Here is a 17,261-nt window from a genome sequence, read left to right as displayed (position 1 = left end):
ACCTCGGCGAGCCCCGGGGCCTCGCCCTGGTGGCGATCGGCGGCTACGGGCGGAGCGAGCTGTGCCCGGGAAGCGACATCGACGTGATGCTCGTGCACGATCGAATCTCCGACCTGCGGACCATTGCCGACCGCATCTGGTACCCGGTCTGGGACCAGGGCCTGAAGCTCGGGCAGAGCGTCTCGACCCTGAAGGAGGCGCTCAGCCTGGCCGACGAGGACCTCGACACCGCTACCGCCCTCCTCAGCGCCCGTCACGTCGCCGGAGACGCGTCCCTGTCGGCTCAGCTGGCCGTGGGGGCAGGTGCGCAGTGGGAGCGCAGGTCGAAGCGCTGGTTGACCCAGCTGGCCGACCGCACCGAGGAACGACATGCCAAGTTCGGCGAGGTGGCGTTCCGCCTGGAGCCCGACCTCAAGGAGGGGCGGGGGGGCCTGAGGGACGTGCATGCCCTGGGTTGGGCGGGGGCGTCCCACCGGGTTCTGTTGGAGCACGACACCGAGGCGCTGGCAAAGGCCTACGCGGTGATCCTCGATGCCCGGGTCGAGCTGCAGCGCCTGAGCGGGCGCCCCAACAACGTACTGGCCCTTCAGGAGCAGCCGGCGGTGGCCCTGGCCCTGGGCGACAAGGACGCCGACTCGATGATGGGCCGCATAGCCGAGTCCGCCCGCCTGATCGCCTGGACCAGCGACGACGCCTGGCGGCGCATCCGGTCCAATCTGCGCGGCAAGGTCAGCCGGGTGGCAAGCCGGGCGCAGGTGCTGGGTAAAGGAATCGTCCTCAAGGACGGCGAGGTCGAGCTGACCGAGGACGCCCCCCTCTCCGACCCTCTTCTCCCCCTGAAGGTCGCCCTCGCGGCCGCCGGCCGGGACACCGTGATCGAGCGGCACTCGCTGGAGCGTCTGGTGGCCGACCCGCCTACGGTTCCGGTGCCGTGGTCCGCCGAGATGCGCACGCTGTTCGTGGACCTTCTCCTGTCCGGTCCGCCGGCCATCCGGGTAATCGAGGCTCTGGACCAGCGCGGTCTCTGGATCCGGCTGCTGCCGGAGTGGAAGGCCGTCCAGGCCCGCCCGCAGCACAACGCCTACCACCTGTTCACCGTCGACAGGCACCTTCTGGAGACGGCGGCCCAGGCATCCGGTCTCACCGACCGGGTGAACCGGGTCGACATGCTTATGGTGGTGGCGGTGCTGCACGACATCGGAAAGGGCTACCCGGGCGACCACAGCACGGTGGGGGCCGAGCTGATCAAGACGATGACCGCCCGGATGGGGTTCGGCCCCGAGGAGGTCGAGTCCTTCGGCCAGATGGTCAAGTACCACCTGTTGCTACCCGACGCCGCCACCCGACGCGACCTGGACGACCCGGGGACGCTCCAGACCGTGGCCGCCACCGTCGGCACCAAGGAGCGGCTGCACCAGCTGTGGGCCCTGACCGAGGCCGACTCGCTGGCGACCGGCCCATCGGCGTGGAGCCCGTGGAAGTCCTCGCTGGTCGCCGAGCTGGTCAGCCGGGTGGGCCAGGTGATCGACGGCGCCCCGCCCGACTCGTTCGTCAGCGACGCCTTCCCGACCGAGGATCACCTGAAGAAGCTGGCGACGAACGAGGAGATCATCGAGGCCGGCGACTCGGTGGTGACCGTCTACACCGGCGACCGGCCGGGAACCTTCAGCCGGGTGGCCGGCGTGCTGGCGCTTCACGGGCTCGACGTCCTGATTGCCAACGCCTACTCCAGCGACGAGGAACGGGCACTTTCGGTGTTCCAGGTCTCCGACCCGCGCCGGGACGTCACGCCGTGGGACAGGGTGCTGAAAGACCTGAAGCTGGCGCTCGGAGGCGGCCTCGCCCTTCAGGCCCGCGTGGCCGAACGGGCCCGCACCTACGGTCGGCTCAAGCCGATGACCAGGAGTCCGGTTCCCGCATCGGTCAGGTTCGACAACTCCACCTCCCAGTCCGCCACGGTCATCGAGGTCCACGCCGCCGACGGGGTCGGCGTCCTTTACCGGATTACCCGGGCGCTGGCGGACCTGGACCTGGACATCCGGTCGGCCAAAGTCCAGACGATGGGCGGCAAGGTCGTCGACTCCTTCTACGTCCGGGGACAGGACGGCAACAAGATCCTCGACACCTACACGCTCAACGAGATCGAGCGGGCGGTCCTCCACAGCCTCGAGGAGTAGCCGGCGGTAAGGTGGCTTCCCGTGAGCGAAGCCCCCGTCATCGAAGAAGCCACCGCCGAGGACCGCATTGCCATCGCGCACCTGAACGTGTGGGCCTACCGGGAGTTCTCGAACGAGCTCGGTGCCGAGGTCTGGCCCGGGATGGTGAAGACCCTGACCGCGATCTCCCCGGCGTCGGAGACCGCCACGTTTCTCGTCGTCCGCGGGGACGGCGGCCTGTTGGGCTCGGTCGCCTACCGGCCTCCCGGGTGGGCTCTGCCCCCGCTGCCGGTCGCCTGGGCTTCCGTCGACCTCCTGGCGGTAGCGCCGAACGCACGCAACGAGGGCGTCGCCCGGGCGCTGGTCCTGGCCTGTCTGGAACGGGCGGCCGCCGACGGCGCAGACACGATTGCCGCCACCGTCAACGGGCTGATGACCGGCGCCCAGGCCCTGTTTTCGAGCCTCGGGTTCCACAAGGAGCAGGGCCTGGCCAAACGGGGCGCCCAACCCTACTGGCTGTTTCGCAAAACGCTGGGTTAGCCTCGCCCCGCTCTTTCCCGACCCCGGACTCGCTGGTAGATTGGCCAGTTGCACACAGCGCAGAGGTAGTTCTTAGTCACGGGGGGCAGAGGTTATGAGGCTTTCGGATGCCGGAGCGCAGCTGATCGCAGAGTTCGAGGGGTTCCGTCCGAATCTCTACAACGATGCAGCCAACAACTGCACCATAGGGTTTGGAACCCTTGTTCACATGGGCTGCATCAACGGGAGTGAGCCGGAGGAGTTCCGGCGGGGAATCAGCCGTGAACGGGGGCTCGAGATGCTCAAGCAGGCCTCCGACCGGTTCGCGAAATCCGTCGACTCGATCGGGGTTCCGCTGACCCAGAACCAGTTCGACGCTCTGGTCTCGTTCACCTACAACCTGGGCGCAGGGTGGACCAGGAAGTCCGGCCTGGTCAACGCCTTGAGGGAACGACGGTATGGCGATGTCCCTTCGGAGATGATGAAGTGGAACAAAGCCGGGGGAAGGGTTCTCCCCGGGCTTACGAAACGGCGGGAGAAGGAGTCGGCGCTGTTCTCGGGCGGCGGCGCCCCCAGCCCACCCTCGCAACCGGTTTCGCAAGGCGCTTCGCTTCCCTATCCCGGCTCGGTGATGAGCAAGGAACGCTACCAGCAGACCCACCAGGCGGATCCGAACGTCGCGCTAGTACAGCAGTCTCTGGCGAAACAGGGGTTGGCGGTGGACTGCGACGGGAAGTTCGGGTCGGGAACCGAGGCGGCCGTCAAGCAGTTCCAGCAGCAAAAAGGCCTGCCGGCCGACGGCAAGGTCGGTCCGATGACCTGGAACGCGATCTTCGCCGGAGCATCCGGAGCCCCGCCCTATCCGGGCACGGTGCTGAGCCAGGCGCGGTACCAGCAAACCCACCAGCCCGACCCGAACGTTGCCCTCATTCAACAGGCTCTCGGCAAGCTGGGTTTTCCGCTCGCAACCGACGGGAAGTTCGGCCCGGTGACCGAAGCTGCCGTCAAACAGTGCCAGCAGCAAAAGGGACTCCCGGCCGACGGCAAGGTCGGTCCGATGACCTGGAGCTCCTTTTGGTAGGGGACCCGAGCCGCAGTTCGGCTTAGAAGAAGTTCGAGTTCGTCGCGAGCTTGCCGAACAGGTCCGGCAGGAAGCCTCCAACCGTCACCACTACTGCAGCAATCCCGATGGCGCCGGCCAGCACCTTCGGCATCGGGACCGCAGCCGCGTCCTCAGGCTTGTCGACGAACATCTTCTTGACCACCGCCAGGTAGTAGAACATCGCGATGACCGTGTTGACGGCCATGATGACGGCCAGCCAGAGGCCTTCGCCCTCGATCAACGTCTGGAAGATAACGAACTTGGCCCACCACCCGGCAAACGGGGGGATGCCGGCCAGCGAGAACAGGAAGGCCGCCATGGCCACTGCGAGAGCCGGGGACCGGGCGAACAGCCCGGCGTAGTCCTCGATCAGGTACTTGCCGGTCTTGCGGCCGAACGCCGTGGCGACCGCGAAGGCGCCGGTCTCCATGAAGGCGTAGACCAGCAGGTAGGCAACCACCGAAAAGACGATCTGGGTGTTTACCTCGCCGTTCGTGGCGCTCGCCACCCCCAGCGGGACCAGCATGTAGCCGGCCTGCGCGATCGACGAGTAGGCGAGAAGCCGGACTATCTGCTTCTGCTGGATCGCAACGAGGTTGCCGAACGTCATAGTCACGATGCCGATTACCGCGAACATCGGCCGCCACATGTCGGCCAGCTCCCCCAGGCCCAGGAACATGACCTGGAACAGACCGACGAAGCCGGCGGTCTTGGAGGCCACCGAGAGGAAGGCGGCCACCGGGATGGGCGCGCCCTCGTAGGTGTCGGGGACCCACCACTGGAACGGGAAGGCGGAGACCTTGAAGCCGAAGCCGACGATCAGGAACAAGATGGCGAGCAGGGCCACCTCGTCGATGTCGGTCCGGCCGGCCAGGCCCTCGGACACGTCGGCCAGGTTGGTGGCCCCGGTCAGCCCGTAGAACAGCGACATGCCGAACAGCATCAGGGCGGTCGAAAGGACTCCGAACAGGAAGAACTTCAGGGCCGCCTCGTTGGAGCGGATGTCGTTCTTGCGGATGCCGGCCAGGATGAAGGCGGGCAGCGAGATCATCTCCAGCGCGACGAAGATCGCAATCAGGTCCCGGCTGGAGGCGATGGTCAACATGCCCAGCAGCGAGAACATCATCATCGTGAAGTACTCGCCGTGGGGGACGTCGTTGTCGTCGTTCAGGTAGGGCTGCGACACCGCGAACACCAGAAGGGCTGCGACACAGAACACGATCTTGAAGATCACCGCGAACCGGTCGACCACGAACATCCCGTCCAGCGTGGTGATGTTCTGGCCGTAGAGCATGAGCACCGCGGCCAGCGTGGCCAGAATGCCCACGACCGCCAGTGGGAACGCCATCCCACGCTTCTCCTTGGGGAGGAACAGGTCGATGGTCATGACGCCGCATGCGGCCAGCGTCAGGATCAGCTCCGGCAGTAGTGCTTGGAGGTTTAGGTCCATTAGTGGTCGGCCACCGTCGCCACGCGGGCCTCATCGCTTGATGCGCTCTCCCCGGTGATGGTCTCCGTGAGGGCGGTGACCGAGCTGGTGGTGGTGTCCATGATCAGGCGGGGGTACAGGCCGAGGACCAGGATCAGGGCCAGCAGCGGCGCCCAGGCAAGTACCTCGAGACGCTCCACGTCGAATAGGTCTTTGTGGTGCCCGTCCTCCCGGGCCTTGCCCATGTTCACCCGCTGCAGCATCCACAGGAAGTAACCGGCGGTGAGTACGGTGCCGATGGCTCCGACGACCATGGCCACCCGGAAGATCGTCGGGTCAAGCCCCTCCAGTGGCTGGTAGGACGCGAGCAGGGCCATCACCTCGCCCCAGAACCCGGCGAGCCCCGGAAGCCCCAGCGACGCGATGGCACAGAAGGCCAGCAGGCCGGCCATCCGGGGGATCTTGAGCCCCATGCCGGCCAGCTCGGGCATCTCGTAGGTGTGGTAGCGCTCCTTGATCGAACCGGCCAGGAAGAAGAGCATCCCGGTGACCACCCCGTGGGCAACCATGCCGAAGACCGCGGCGTTGAAACCCTCCGGGGTCATCGTGGAGATGCCGAGCATGACGAAGCCCATATGGCCGACCGACGAGAAGGCGATCATCCGTTTCAGGTTGGTCTGCGCCAGGCAGCACAATGCGCCGTAGACGATGGCTATCGCCGCCAGGATCGCAATGACCGGGGCGAACTTCATCGCCGGCTCGGGCAGGATCGGGATGGCGATGCGCATGAAGCCGTAGGTGCCCATCTTCAGAAGAACCGCCGCCAGCAGGACGGAGCCGATGGTCGGCGCCTGGGTGTGGGCGTCGGGCAGCCAGGTGTGGAACGGCCACATCGGCACCTTGACCGCAAAGCCGAGCGCCAGGCCCCCGAAGATCAGGTTGCCCAGGGCCGGCGTCAGGCTGAGAACGCCCTCGTCCTGCAGCAGCAGCATGTCGAAGGTGTGCGGGTCGGACTGGAAGTACAGCGCCAGGAAGCCGAGGAGCATGAAGACACTTCCAAACAGCGTGTACAGGAAGAACTTGATGGAGGCGTACTGGCGGTTCTCGCCGCCCCAGATCCCAATGAGGAAGTACATCGGGACCAGGACCAGCTCCCAGAAGACGAAGAACAGCACCAGGTCCAGGGCGATGAACGACCCGTTCATGCCGGTCTCGAGCAGCAGGATCAGCGCCAGGAATGCCTTGGCGTTGCCCGGCTCCGGGATGTGCCAGCAGGCATAGATGATGCAGAGGAAGCAGACCAGCAGACTCAGGACCAGCAGCGGAAGCGAGATTCCGTCGATCCCCACGTGGTAGTTGGAGTCGATCGACGGGATCCAGGATGCCGATTTCTCGAACTGCATTCCGGGCTCGCCGTGCTCGAACGCGAAGGTCAGCGCCAGGCCGACCAGCAGCGCAGCGCCGGTTGCGGCGAGAGCCAGCATCTTTTGGATGCCCTCCATGCCCTTGGGAGTCAGGGCAATGACAATCGCCCCAAGCAGTGGCAGAAACACCGCCAGCGTGATTCCCCACTCTTCAACCAAGTTCATAGCCCCTCCGTCTGTTTTGGATCTAGATTCGGAAAAATACGAATGCGCCGACAAGCGTGGCGACTCCGAGGAACATCGCAGCGGCGTACCGCTGCATGTTTCCGGTCTGCCAGAACTTCATCTTCGAGCCGGCCAGTCCGGCCAGCCCCGCCAGGTTGTGGATGAAACCGTCGATCAGGCCCTGGTCGACGTCCCGGTAGGCGAAGGCCCCGGTCTTGACCGCCACCGTGCCCGCCGCGTCGACCGTGGCGTCCAGAATTTTCATGTTGGTCCAGTAGGCCGCCGCGGACAGGCGGTCCCGCACCGGGGCCACGATGAACTTCCAGTAGATGTCGTCCAGGTAGTACTTGTTGACCAGCAGCTTGTAGAGCGGGGCCGCCGCCGTCTTCTGGACGTCGACCTTGACCCTGCCCATCCGAAAGATCGCCCAGCCGATAGCGAAGCCGGCCAGCGCCGCTCCGGTGGAGACCACAGCGATCATGATGTTGAACGGGTGGTGCTCGGTTCCGGCCAGGTGGACCCATTTGGCGAACTGGTTCGCCTCGCCGGGCAGGCCGACCCATCCGCCGGCGACTGCGAGCGCGGCCAGGATCATCAGTGGGACGGTCATCAGCCGGGGGCTCTCGTGCGGGTGGACGTGGGCGGTGTCGTACTTCGGTTTTCCGAAGAACGTCAGAGCCAGCATCCGGGCGACGTACAGCGCGGTCAAAAAGGCGGTCACCAGCATGGCGATGAAGGTGAACATCGCGATCCCGCTGCCGTGCATGGCCTCGGTGTAGGCGCCGAGAACCAGCTCGTCCTTCGACCAGAACCCGGCGAAGGGCGGGAATCCGGCCAGCGCCAGGCCTCCGATGATGAAGGTCATGGCGGTGACGGGCATCTTCTTGAGCAGGCCACCCATGTCGCTCATGTAGTTGGAGTGCACCCCGTGGATCACCGATCCGGCCGCCAGGAACAAAAGCGCCTTGAACCAGGCGTGGGTCCAGATGTGGAACACGCTGGCGGTGTAGGCGGAGACGCCCAGGCCGGCGATCATGTAGCCCAGCTGGGAGACGGTCGAGTACGCCAGAATCTTCTTGAGGTCGTTCTGCACCAGGGCCAGCAGGGCGGCGATCAGCATGGTGATCGAGCCGATGACCGCGACCACGCCGAGAGCAGCCGGGGCCGCCGCGGCAAATACGGGGAACATCCGGGCCACCAGGTAGACGCCGGCGACGACCATAGTGGCCGCGTGGATCAGGGCGGAGACCGGCGTCGGCCCGGCCATGGCGTCGGGCAGCCAGGTGTGGAGCGGGAACTGGGCCGACTTGCCGACGGCGCCGCAGAACAGCAGGATCGCCCCCACGGTCAGCGTGCCGCGGGCGATGTCGCCGGCGGTGGCCATCTCGGAGATGACCCCGACGTTGAAGCTCTGGGCGCCCCAGAACAGCACGAAGATGCCGATCATGAAGCCGACGTCGCCGACGCGGGTGGTGAGGAACGCCTTGATGGCAGCCGAGGAGTTCTCGTGCTTCTCCCACCAGTGGCCGATCAGCAGGTACGAACAGACGCCCATACCCTCCCATCCGACCAGCATCTGCAGCAGGTTGTTCGCAAGGACCAGGTTCAGCATCGAAGCGGTGAACAGCGAGAGGGCGGCGAAGAAGTGGGTGACCCGGACCTCGCCCTTCATATAGGAGAGGGCGTAGACGTGGACCATCGTCGCGACGATGCCCACCACAACCAGCAGAACCGCCGACAGGCCGTCGACCTTGAATCCGAGCTCGAGCGTGGAGCTCGGCCCGAAGTCCATCCAGGTGACCGACTTCTCGAAGCCGTGCCAGGCCTCGTCGGCCGCAATGTGGCCGATGGTGTCGAAGAAAACGACCAGCGCCCCCACCAGGACGGCCAGCATCGCCAGGATTCCTATCTCCGCGCCACGCCGGGGGAAGCGCTTTCCGATCGCCCAGATGACGCCCGCCGAGATCATCGGGATGATCGGGATCAGCCAGGCCATCTCCAGGGGAGCGCCGGTGGAAGCTGCGGCCTCGGTGCCGTGCTCCGCCGCGGTTGCAAGGATAGTCACCATTTGAGCAGGTTCACCTCATCCAGCGAAACCGTGAAGCTGTTGCGGTAGATCAAAAGGACGATGGCCAGGCCGACGCCCAGCTCGGCGGCGGCGATGGCGATCACGAACAGGGCGAATACCTGCCCGATCAGCCGCTCACCCTCGAGCGCGCCGTTGAAGGCGATGAAGTTCAGGTTGACCGCGTTCAGCATGATCTCAATCGACATCAGCACGATCACGGCGTTCCGCCGGGCGAGCACGCCGTAGACACCCACGCAGAAAAGGAAGGTGGTGAGGACCAGGACCCAGTTCAAAGGCATGCGCTAATCCTTCTTCGCCAGGAACACGGCGCCCACGAGCGCGGCGAGCAGCAGCACCGAAACGATCTCGAACGGCAGGACGAACTTCGTAAAGATCTCCATCCCCAGGGCCTCGGTGTTTCCGGACGTTTGGTCGAGGCGGATGGTCTCTCCGTCGAAGAACCTCCACAGCACCGGGGTCGTGACGGCAAACAGGACCAGCGCAACCGGCCCGGCCACCCAGCGCTGCTGGCGGTCGAGGGCGGTCTTGCCGATTTGAGCCCGGGTCAACATCAAACCGAACAGCAGCAGCACAATCACCGCGCCGACGTAGATCAGGACCTGCACCCAGGCGACGAACTCGGCCGTGAGCAGCAGGAAGATGATCGCCATGCCCATCAGGGTCACCACCAGGTACAGGGCGGCGTGGACCAGGTTCTTGTTGGTCACCAGCCGGATCGCGGCGAAGCCCGACGTGGCGGCGACGACCAGGAAAATCAGTCCCTGCAAGCTACGCCCCTTCCTTGGCGGGAGCCGGGGCAGCCTCGGCGGCGGGCGCCGCGGCGGGAAGCGGCTTGACCTCGGGCCCCATGGCGCCCAGCTCCAGCTCCACCGGGGGCGGCACGTTGTACATCCACTGGTTCAGGGTTTCCTTCTCGTGGGTCAGCTGGAGGACGTCGTGCTCGGAGTAGTTGTCCTCCTGCCCCCAGAACAGGGCGTCGTACGGGCAGACCTCGACGCAGATGCCGCAGTACATACAGAGGGCGTAGTCGATGGCGAACCGGTCCAGGACATTGAACTTCTTCGCCCTCTTGCCGGCCACGCTCTCCCGGGCCTCCTTGTGTCCTTCTATATAGATGCACCAGTCCGGGCACTCGCGGGCGCACAGCATGCAGACGGTGCAGTTCTCCTCCTTCAGGGCGATGACGCCGCGGGAGCGTGCGGGAAGCTCGTCGATCTCATCCGGGTACTGGATGGTGATCGCAGGCTTCAGCATGTGCCGGAGGGTGACGGCGAGGCCCTTGATCAGGCCGATGCCGAACGTGGTCCGCTTGTCCCGGCCCGGCGAGAGGGTCTTTAGAGCGTCGCGCGGCACCAGCTCGTCGATGCGGTCTTCAGTTGTCGCCATAACGGTCTCCTAGATCCACGGGGTCAGCTTCAGGGCGCCGGTGACGAAGATGTTCACCAGCGACAGCGGGATCAGTACCTTCCATGCAAACTTCTGGAGCTGGTCCTCCCTCAAGCGGGGGAACGTCCACCGGATCCAGATCAGCAGGAACAGGATCGTAGCGGTCTTGCCCAGCAGCCACACGATGCCGGGGACAAAGTCCAGCCCCCGGTGCAGCGGAGCGTAGCCCCCCAGGAACATCGTGGCGCCGAACGCCGACAGCCCGATCATCGTGATGTACTCGGCGGCGAACAGGCTGAAAGCGAACCGGATGCCGGTGTACTCGGTGAAGGCGCCGGTGATCAGCTCGGCCTCCGCCACCGGCATGTCGAACGGGGGCCGGGTCATCTCGGCGGTGGCCGCGGTCAGGAAGATGAAGAAGCCGATGATCTGGAACGGCAGGTAGGGGATGTAGAAGCCGAACAGCTGCAGCTCCTTCTGGCCCTCCACGATGTCGACCAGCGAAAGCGAACCGGCCATCATCGCCACTGCCGCCGCGGCCAGCACCAGCGGAAGCTCGTAGGCGATCAGCTGGGCCGCCGCGCGAAGGGCGCCCATCATCGAGTACTTGTTGGCGGAGGCCCAGCCGGCCATCAGCACACCGATGACCCCGATGGACGACGCTGCCAGGACGTAGAACACCCCCACCTCGAGGTTCTCGATCACGATGTTCTCGCCGGCCGGGATCACCACGTAGATGAGGGCGGCGCCGAGCATCGTCACGTAGGGGACCATCGAGAAGACGCTCTTGTCGGCGTTCTTCGGGATGATGTTCTCCTTCAGGACGAACTTGATTCCGTCGGCGAGCGTCTGGGCCCAGCCGTGGAACCCGCCGGGGTACATCGGCCCCATCCGGGCCTGCATGTGGGCGCCGATCTTCAGCTCCACCCAGCCCAGGGCCAGCGTCGCCGGCAGCAGGATCATCAGGACGCCGAGCTTCAGTCCCAGCTGGACGTAGCCGTTGGCAAGGATGTCGGCGATCAACGGTCGATGTCCCCCACCACGAAGAACATGCTGCCGAGCACGGCAACCATGTCCGGCACGTAGGCGCCCCGGAGCATGTGCGGGACGACCGATATGTTGGAGAACGAGGGCGTCCGGGCCTTCATGCGGTAGGGCTTGGCCTCGCCGTCGGAGATTATGTAGTAGCCGAGCTCGCCCAGCGGGTTCTCGGCCTTGGCCCAGATGGCCCCCTTCGGGATGGTCAGCCGCTTCGGGACCTGCCCGATGTGCGAGCCGGAGGGCAGCCCCTGCAGGGCCTGCTCCACGATCTTCGCCGACTCCTTCATCTCCTGGATCAACACCCAGTAGCGGTCGAACGAGTCGCCCTGCACCCCCACCGGGATGTCGAAGTCGAACTCCGAGTAGTTCAGGTACGGCTCGGCCTTGCGGACGTCGTAGGGAACCCCGCTGGCCCTGAGGATCGGGCCGGACACGCCGTACTCGATCGCCAGGTCTGGATCCAGGACGCCGACTCCGACCGTGCGTGCCTTGAAGATCTCGTTGCCGATCAGCAGGTCCTCGTAGTCCGGGATCGCCCGCTGCAGCTGGCGGATGCCTCTAAGGGCCAGGTCGACAAACCCCCGCGGCACGTCCTCCTTCAGCCCGCCCGGGCGGATGAAACCGAAGTGCAGGCGCCCGCCGGTGGCCATCTCCATGGCCGACTGCAGCAGCTCCCGCTCGCGGAAGGCGTACATGACCGGGGTGGTGGCGCCGAGCTCCAGGCCGAACGACCCGGTGAACATCAGGTGGTTCAGGATCCGGTTGATCTCGGCCATGATCACCCTGAGGTAGGTCGCCCGGCGGGGAACCTCCAGCTCCATCAGCCTCTCGACCGCCAGCGACGCCGGGATCTCGTTGTTGATGCCGGAGAGCCAGTCCATCCGGGAGCACAGGTTCGTGATCTGGCGGAAGTCCCGCTGCTCGAAAAGCTTCTCGTGGCCCCGGTGCATGTACCCGATGACCGGGACGGCGTCGACGATCTTCTCGCCGTCCAGGGTGACCACCACCCGAAGAACTCCGTGGGTCGCCGGGTGCTGGGGGCCGATGTTTAGCACCATCTCCTCGGTGCGCAGGGTGCCGCCGCCGGAGAGGCGCGCCTCGGTCAGCCACTTGTCGGTGGTGGGGATGAGGGTGCTCATCCGCGACCTCCGCCTGCAGCTTCACTTGGGTCTTTAGCGCCGGGCCAGGGCTTGTAGGTGCGGCTGGCCAGCTTGAAGCTCTTCAAAAGGGGGTGCCCCACGAAGTCCTCGGGCAGGTAGAGCTTCACCAGGTTCGGGTGGCCCTCAAAGTTGATGCCGAACATCTCGTGGGCCTCACGCTCGTGCCAGTTGGCGCTCCGAAATACGCCGGTCAGGGTCGGCATGGTGGCGCCGGCCCCCAGCGGCACGTGCAGGATCACGGTGTTCTCGTTGGTGACCGAGTAGAGGGTGATCACAACCTCGAAGCCCTCGGCTTCCCAGTCGACACCACATAGGAAGGTCAGGTAGCTGCACAGCAGGTCCGGGTCGGTCTTGAGGGTGGTCACGACGTCGACAATGCGCGCCGGTTCAACCGTCGCCCAGATGTGCCCGTATTTAACCTCTATACCGGTGGCAAGGTCCCCGATCTTGTCGGAAACCCGCCGGCTAAATACCTCCGGCTCGACCCGTTCCGATGATCTGAGGAATCTTTCCTGTGTGGTCACTACCTTGCCATTTCTCTTTGATGTTCTCGCCCTGGATCATGTTCTGCAGGCGGATGATGCCGCCGAGCAGTCCCTCGGGCCTGGGCGGGCAGCCGGGGACGTAGACGTCGACCGGGAGGATCTGGTCGACGCCCTTGGTAACGCAGTAGGAGTCCCAGTAGGGCCCGCCGCAGTTGGCACAGGAGCCCATCGAGATCACGTACTTCGGCTCGGCCATCTGCTCGTAGACCCGCTTGATGGCCGGGGCCATCTTGTCGGTCACCGTGCCGGCGACCACCATGAGGTCGGCCTGGCGGGGAGAGGCCGGGAACGGGATCACGCCGAGGCGCATGATGTCGTGCTTCGGCATGGCCGAGGCGATGAACTCAATCGAGCAGCAGGCGAGGCCGAACTGGAACATCCAAAGGGAGTATTTGCGCCCCCAGTTCAGCAGGAAGCTGACGCCTTTGGGGAGCTTGACCTTCTCTACATCGGGTTCTGTGGCCATCAGCGCTCCTTACGGGAAATTTTCGGTGAAGCGGAAGTGGCCTGCCGTGCTGGGAAAGCTCTCAAATCCAGTCCAGCACCTTCTTGCGCCAGGCGTAGAGCAGGCCCAGGGCGAGGATGAGAATGAAGATCATCATCTCGACGAAGGCGAACAACCCGATCTCCTCGAAGACCACTGCCCAGGGGAAGAGGAAGACCGCTTCGACGTCGAAGATGACGAAGAGCAGGGCGAACATGTAGTAGCGGATGGTCGTCTGGCTCTGGCCGCTGCCGATGGGGTCGACGCCGCTCTCGTAGGTCGTCATCTTCTCTTTGCCGGGCACCTTGGGGGAAACCAGGCGGTTGAGCCCAAGGGTGCCACCCACCAGGCCGATCATGGCCAGGGAGTAGATCGCCAGGGTTAGATATGAACCGAAATAGCCGTCCGGCACTGAGCGTCAATTCCCTTCGTGGATAGCCGACAAGACCACTGAAAGCTATCACAAGCTTGCCCCGCAGCCCGAGGCTCGTCAGCCCAAACCCTTACCGAAGCGCCGCCTGCGCAAACGTCGAAAAGGCCGCTCCTTCATTAGAAGGGCGGCTACGGGCCGGGGCGGCGGCGATGCGGGCGCTTCCGGAGACCTTTGACCGCGGGATCCCGGCCCTCCGAAAGAGCGGCGGCTAGCGCGCCAGGTAGTTGAAGGGGGCTGCCGGAATCGGGTCCTCGGCCTGACGGCGGACGCGGGGGGCCCGGAGGCTGCGGGTGGTGCGTTTTACCCGGCCGATGCCCATCGCCCGGGCAAGGACGCTGACGATGTGCTTTTGCACCGTCTCGGCCGTGATCTCGTCCAGGGTGTACTCCCCTGCGGTGCCCGAGGGGCCGCCGATGTTGGGCATCATGGCGCTCTCGTGGACGAAGATCGTGTTTTTGTTGGGGTTCACGAAGAAGGCGATGTGCGGCCAGCCGGACTGTTCGCTGTTGCGGGGGTCGTTGGGGCGTTCCCCCTCCGGGAAGATTGCCAGGACGATCGCAGCGTTCAAGGTCTTGCCGTCGGCCTGCAGGCCGTCTTCGTTCTCGATGATCTCGTAGTCGTGCCCGCTTCGCTTCAGCAGCTCCGCCGCCTCCACCATCACCGGCCGGACGGTGCTCTGGATGCGTCCGGCAAAGTTGCTCAAAAACTCTTCTCGCTGGGCTTTCCGAAGTTCCATCTCCAACCTCGCAGCTCGCTGTTTTTTGTTGTACTCGTCAAGGATTGCTTCGATACTTCTGGCAGCTCTTCCGTCCATATCAGCCCATGCCTCCATAGGAGATCCCGCGGTTATCTCTGCGAGTTGATCGGCACAAAGCGAAATTAGTTAAGGGCGAATTCTCCGGCGCCATCTCCTGTTCACGAGCCCGCAACAGACCGGAAACCTGGCGACCGCATACTCGGACCAACGGCGGGCGGAGCGGAATTGTGAAACCTGAGTTCGAATGGAGCGGGCCTATGAAGATTCAACCTGTCGTCATGCCGGCGGTGAAGACCATCGCGCTGGTGGCACACGACAACCGCAAAAGCGAGATGGTCGACTGGGCCAACTGGAACAGGCCGATCCTCTCCCAGCACCTGCTATGCGCCACCGGGACCACAGGAGCCCTGCTGGAGAACGAGGTGGGGCTGGACGTGACGAGGTTCCGGAGCGGTCCCCTGGGCGGCGACCAGCAGATTGGGGCGGGGATCACCGAGGGCCACATCGACTTCGTGGTTTTCTTCTGGGACCCGCTGGAGTCCCACTCCCACGATGTCGACGTCAAGGCGCTGCTCCGGATCGCTGCGGTTTACAACATCCCAATCGCCTGCAACCGGTCGTCGGCGGACTTCATGGTCACCTCGCCGTTGATGGCCGGTGAATACGTGAGGCTGGCCTTCGACTACGACTCGGTGGTCTCACCGGCGGAAGAGGCCGCAGCCCGGCTATGAACGGGCGGAGACCTTTTCCTTAACCCCGTTCGGGGTGGGTATTTCCGGGTCGGTGTACTCCTCGAGGCCCTTCTCCGCCACCCGGACCAGCCCGCGGAAGGCCCGGTCGGCCATCCTGCCGCCGTGCTCCTCGCCGAGGTTTGCCAGGACCTGCAGGGCGAAGGCCATCACCGACTCGGAACGCATGCCGATGCCGCACATCAGGCGGAACAGCTCGGGCTTGCTGATCATCCGGAGGAACAGCCGGCCCAGCCGGTAGTAGCCGCCGTAGATGTCGGTCAGGGCCGTCTGGTAGTCACCGAGCTCGGTGGAGTCGCCCCGGGCCAGCGCCGCACTGATCATCCCGGCGGCGAGCTTGCCGGTTTCCAGGGCGTAGTCGATCCCCTCCCCGTTGAACGGGTTGATCATTCCGGCGGCGTCGCCGATGCACAAGAAGCCGTCGCCGTAGGGCTTGCGTACGCTCAGTCCCAGAGGAAGGCGGGCCGACTTGTAGGGGCCGGTGGCGGTCTCGTGGGTGATGCCGTAGGACTTGGGGAGGCAGTCGATGAAGTCGTGCTGCAGCCGGCTGAGGTTGACGTTCAGGTCCCTCTTCGAGGTCTGCAGCAGCCCGACGCCCACGTTCATCGTTCCGTCGCCCAGCGGGAACAGCCACCCATAGCCAGGCAGTAGGAGGTCGTCCTTGCGCAGCTCCAGCCAGGACTCGATGAAGTCGTCGCTCGACCGATCGGTTTCGTAGTAGGCCCGGATGCCGAGCCCCAGCGGGTAGCTCGGGTCCATCCGGATGCCGAGAGCGCGCCCGAACGACGACGAGGCGCCGTCGGCGACCACGGTGAACGGCGCCATAAAGGTGCCCTCCTCGGCCTTGACCACGCCCCCGCCCTCGGCGGCCTCTTTGCGGACCCACTTCACGCCGACCACGGTCTTGCCGTTGCGGACCGGCTCGACGGCCTCGGTCATCTCGAACAGCTCGGCGCCACCCTCGATCGCCCGGCGGGTGATGTCGGCGTCCAGCACCGCACGGGCGGCCACCAGGCCGTTGGCCGGGAAGTTGCTGAGGGTGGGCCAGTCCAGCTCCATCTCCCGGCCGGCGCCCAGAACCCTGAGGCCCCTGATCCGGTGGTAGGACTCGGTGGCAGGCCGCACGCCCATGTCGACCAGCGCCTTGGTGGCGCGGGGGGTGAGGCCGTCACCGCAGACCTTGTCCCGGCCCAGCGCCTTTTTCTCCAGCAGGGCGACCTTGAGCCCGGCCGCCGCCAGCCAGTAAGCGGCGGCGGAGCCTCCCGGGCCCGCACCGACGACAATTGCGTCGTATTCCGCCATGTTTTGATGTCTCCCACAAAGGTTTGAGCAGTCGCTTGAATCAAGTCTAATTCTCGCACCGAGTTTCGTTCCACGCCCGGCCGGGGGCTCAAGTGCCCGGTTGGTTTGAACGATGGGATAATGACGCCCATGTCCGCGTCAAAACGCTTTCTTCTGGCCGCGGGAGTGATCGTGGCCTCAATCGTCGGATTGATCGTCTGGTCACTTTCGGGAACCACGGCCTACTACCGAACGCCCTCGGAGCTGACCTCCGGGAGCTTTGACGGCAACCGCTCCGTGCGGGTTGCCGGTAAGGTCGTGCCCGGTTCCATAGAGACGGCCGGGACCACCACTCGCTTCGCGGTCTCCGACGGGTCGTCATCGGTCGACGTGACCACCGAGGACGCTCTGCCCGACACCTTCGCCGACGACGTCGAGGTCGTGGCCGAAGGAGCAATGGCGGACGAGGCGTTCTCCGCCTCCAGCGTCCTGGTCAAGTGCCCGTCGAAGATGGAAGCCAAGCTGGCCTCAGAAGGCTAGC

At 65.2% G+C, this 17,261-nt stretch carries 18 protein-coding genes; 5 read left to right on the top strand and 13 right to left on the bottom strand.

Translation table 11 applies throughout. The features are described from left to right. The 3 genes from VFV09_09780 to VFV09_09770 form a co-directional block, all read left to right on the top strand. Positions 1–2,177, top strand: a 2,177-nt coding sequence (locus VFV09_09780) for a [protein-PII] uridylyltransferase (protein ID HEU4868007.1), incomplete at its 5' end; no start/stop codon positions are given. A gap of 21 nt (positions 2,178–2,198) precedes the next feature. Next, positions 2,199–2,696, top strand: a complete 498-nt coding sequence (locus tag VFV09_09775; GenBank protein HEU4868006.1) for a GNAT family N-acetyltransferase — start codon at positions 2,199–2,201, stop codon at positions 2,694–2,696. Positions 2,697–2,790: 94 nt separating this feature from the next. Continuing rightward, the gene (locus tag VFV09_09770) at positions 2,791–3,756 is read left to right on the top strand and encodes a peptidoglycan-binding protein (protein ID HEU4868005.1); all 966 of its coding nucleotides are present in this window, start codon (positions 2,791–2,793) and stop codon (positions 3,754–3,756) included. A gap of 22 nt (positions 3,757–3,778) precedes the next feature. Here VFV09_09770 and VFV09_09765 read toward each other — a convergent pair whose 3' ends face one another. The 12 genes from VFV09_09765 to VFV09_09710 form a co-directional block, all read right to left on the bottom strand. After that, positions 3,779–5,227: an NADH-quinone oxidoreductase subunit N gene (locus VFV09_09765; protein ID HEU4868004.1), complete on the bottom strand. Its 1,449-nt coding sequence runs from the start codon at positions 5,225–5,227 to the stop codon at positions 3,779–3,781. Continuing rightward, the gene (locus VFV09_09760) at positions 5,227–6,795 is read right to left on the bottom strand and encodes an NADH-quinone oxidoreductase subunit M (protein HEU4868003.1); all 1,569 of its coding nucleotides are present in this window, start codon (positions 6,793–6,795) and stop codon (positions 5,227–5,229) included. The genes VFV09_09765 and VFV09_09760 overlap by 1 nt, the downstream gene beginning before the upstream one ends. A gap of 22 nt (positions 6,796–6,817) precedes the next feature. Continuing rightward, positions 6,818–8,863: an NADH-quinone oxidoreductase subunit L gene (gene nuoL, locus VFV09_09755; protein HEU4868002.1), complete on the bottom strand. Its 2,046-nt coding sequence runs from the start codon at positions 8,861–8,863 to the stop codon at positions 6,818–6,820. Further along, positions 8,857–9,162, bottom strand: a complete 306-nt coding sequence (gene nuoK / locus VFV09_09750) for an NADH-quinone oxidoreductase subunit NuoK (protein HEU4868001.1) — start codon at positions 9,160–9,162, stop codon at positions 8,857–8,859. Before nuoK ends, nuoL begins: the two co-directional genes overlap by 7 nt. A gap of 3 nt (positions 9,163–9,165) precedes the next feature. Then, the gene (locus VFV09_09745; protein ID HEU4868000.1) at positions 9,166–9,651 is read right to left on the bottom strand and encodes an NADH-quinone oxidoreductase subunit J; all 486 of its coding nucleotides are present in this window, start codon (positions 9,649–9,651) and stop codon (positions 9,166–9,168) included. A gap of 1 nt (position 9,652) precedes the next feature. Next, positions 9,653–10,270: an NADH-quinone oxidoreductase subunit I gene (locus VFV09_09740; protein ID HEU4867999.1), complete on the bottom strand. Its 618-nt coding sequence runs from the start codon at positions 10,268–10,270 to the stop codon at positions 9,653–9,655. A gap of 9 nt (positions 10,271–10,279) precedes the next feature. Then, a complete protein-coding gene (locus tag VFV09_09735) occupies positions 10,280–11,293 on the bottom strand; it encodes a complex I subunit 1 family protein (protein ID HEU4867998.1) in 1,014 nt (337 codons plus the stop codon). After that, on the bottom strand, positions 11,290–12,450 hold the full coding sequence (locus VFV09_09730) for an NADH-quinone oxidoreductase subunit D (protein HEU4867997.1): 1,161 nt from the start codon (positions 12,448–12,450) through the stop codon (positions 11,290–11,292). Before VFV09_09730 ends, VFV09_09735 begins: the two co-directional genes overlap by 4 nt. Beyond that, the gene (locus VFV09_09725) at positions 12,447–12,995 is read right to left on the bottom strand and encodes an NADH-quinone oxidoreductase subunit C (protein HEU4867996.1); all 549 of its coding nucleotides are present in this window, start codon (positions 12,993–12,995) and stop codon (positions 12,447–12,449) included. Before VFV09_09725 ends, VFV09_09730 begins: the two co-directional genes overlap by 4 nt. Then, positions 12,937–13,482 (bottom strand): NADH-quinone oxidoreductase subunit B family protein, encoded by a 546-nt coding sequence (locus VFV09_09720; GenBank protein HEU4867995.1) that lies wholly within the window; start codon positions 13,480–13,482, stop codon positions 12,937–12,939. The genes VFV09_09725 and VFV09_09720 overlap by 59 nt, the downstream gene beginning before the upstream one ends. A 61-nt stretch (positions 13,483–13,543) precedes the next feature. Continuing rightward, entirely contained in the window at positions 13,544–13,858 is a 315-nt protein-coding gene (locus VFV09_09715) for an NADH-quinone oxidoreductase subunit A (protein ID HEU4867994.1), read from the bottom strand. A gap of 283 nt (positions 13,859–14,141) precedes the next feature. Beyond that, positions 14,142–14,669 carry a hypothetical protein gene (locus tag VFV09_09710; protein ID HEU4867993.1) on the bottom strand — a complete coding sequence of 176 codons (528 nt, stop codon included), beginning with the start codon at positions 14,667–14,669 and terminating at the stop codon, positions 14,142–14,144. A 278-nt stretch (positions 14,670–14,947) separates the two neighbouring features. Here VFV09_09710 and VFV09_09705 point away from each other — a divergent pair, with 278 nt between their 5' ends. Then, on the top strand, positions 14,948–15,421 hold the full coding sequence (locus VFV09_09705) for a methylglyoxal synthase (GenBank protein ID HEU4867992.1): 474 nt from the start codon (positions 14,948–14,950) through the stop codon (positions 15,419–15,421). Here VFV09_09705 and VFV09_09700 read toward each other — a convergent pair. Beyond that, entirely contained in the window at positions 15,416–16,741 is a 1,326-nt protein-coding gene (locus VFV09_09700; protein ID HEU4867991.1) for a geranylgeranyl reductase family protein, read from the bottom strand. The genes VFV09_09705 and VFV09_09700 overlap by 6 nt on opposite strands. A gap of 129 nt (positions 16,742–16,870) precedes the next feature. Between VFV09_09700 and VFV09_09695 the strand changes: the two genes are divergently transcribed. Continuing rightward, on the top strand, positions 16,871–17,260 hold the full coding sequence (locus VFV09_09695) for a cytochrome c maturation protein CcmE (GenBank protein HEU4867990.1): 390 nt from the start codon (positions 16,871–16,873) through the stop codon (positions 17,258–17,260). Position 17,261 lies beyond the last annotated feature (1 nt).

Source organism: Actinomycetota bacterium, assembly GCA_035759705.1.
Lineage (GTDB): Bacteria > Actinomycetota > CADDZG01 > JAHWKV01 > JAHWKV01 > JAJCYE01.
The sequence above is the reverse complement of the archived record's forward strand: the minus strand, read 5'-3'. Positions and strand labels throughout refer to the sequence as shown.

Excerpts from the sequence above, each read along its gene's own strand:
- VFV09_09770 (HEU4868005.1), top strand. The coding sequence starts at position 2,791 with ATGAGGCTTTCGGATGCCGGAGCGCAGCTGATCGCAGAGTTCGAGGGG.
- VFV09_09765 (HEU4868004.1), bottom strand. The coding sequence starts at position 5,227 with ATGGACCTAAACCTCCAAGCACTACTGCCGGAGCTGATCCTGACGCTG.
- VFV09_09760 (HEU4868003.1), bottom strand. The coding sequence starts at position 6,795 with ATGAACTTGGTTGAAGAGTGGGGAATCACGCTGGCGGTGTTTCTGCCA.
- nuoL (HEU4868002.1), bottom strand. The coding sequence starts at position 8,863 with ATGGTGACTATCCTTGCAACCGCGGCGGAGCACGGCACCGAGGCCGCA.
- nuoK (HEU4868001.1), bottom strand. The coding sequence starts at position 9,162 with ATGCCTTTGAACTGGGTCCTGGTCCTCACCACCTTCCTTTTCTGCGTG.
- VFV09_09740 (HEU4867999.1), bottom strand. The coding sequence starts at position 10,270 with ATGGCGACAACTGAAGACCGCATCGACGAGCTGGTGCCGCGCGACGCT.
- VFV09_09730 (HEU4867997.1), bottom strand. The coding sequence starts at position 12,450 with ATGAGCACCCTCATCCCCACCACCGACAAGTGGCTGACCGAGGCGCGC.
- VFV09_09720 (HEU4867995.1), bottom strand. The coding sequence starts at position 13,482 with ATGGCCACAGAACCCGATGTAGAGAAGGTCAAGCTCCCCAAAGGCGTC.
- VFV09_09715 (HEU4867994.1), bottom strand. The coding sequence starts at position 13,858 with ATGATCGGCCTGGTGGGTGGCACCCTTGGGCTCAACCGCCTGGTTTCC.
- VFV09_09710 (HEU4867993.1), bottom strand. The coding sequence starts at position 14,669 with ATGGAACTTCGGAAAGCCCAGCGAGAAGAGTTTTTGAGCAACTTTGCC.
- VFV09_09705 (HEU4867992.1), top strand. The coding sequence starts at position 14,948 with ATGAAGATTCAACCTGTCGTCATGCCGGCGGTGAAGACCATCGCGCTG.
- VFV09_09700 (HEU4867991.1), bottom strand. The coding sequence starts at position 16,741 with ATGGCGGAATACGACGCAATTGTCGTCGGTGCGGGCCCGGGAGGCTCC.
- VFV09_09695 (HEU4867990.1), top strand. The coding sequence starts at position 16,871 with ATGTCCGCGTCAAAACGCTTTCTTCTGGCCGCGGGAGTGATCGTGGCC.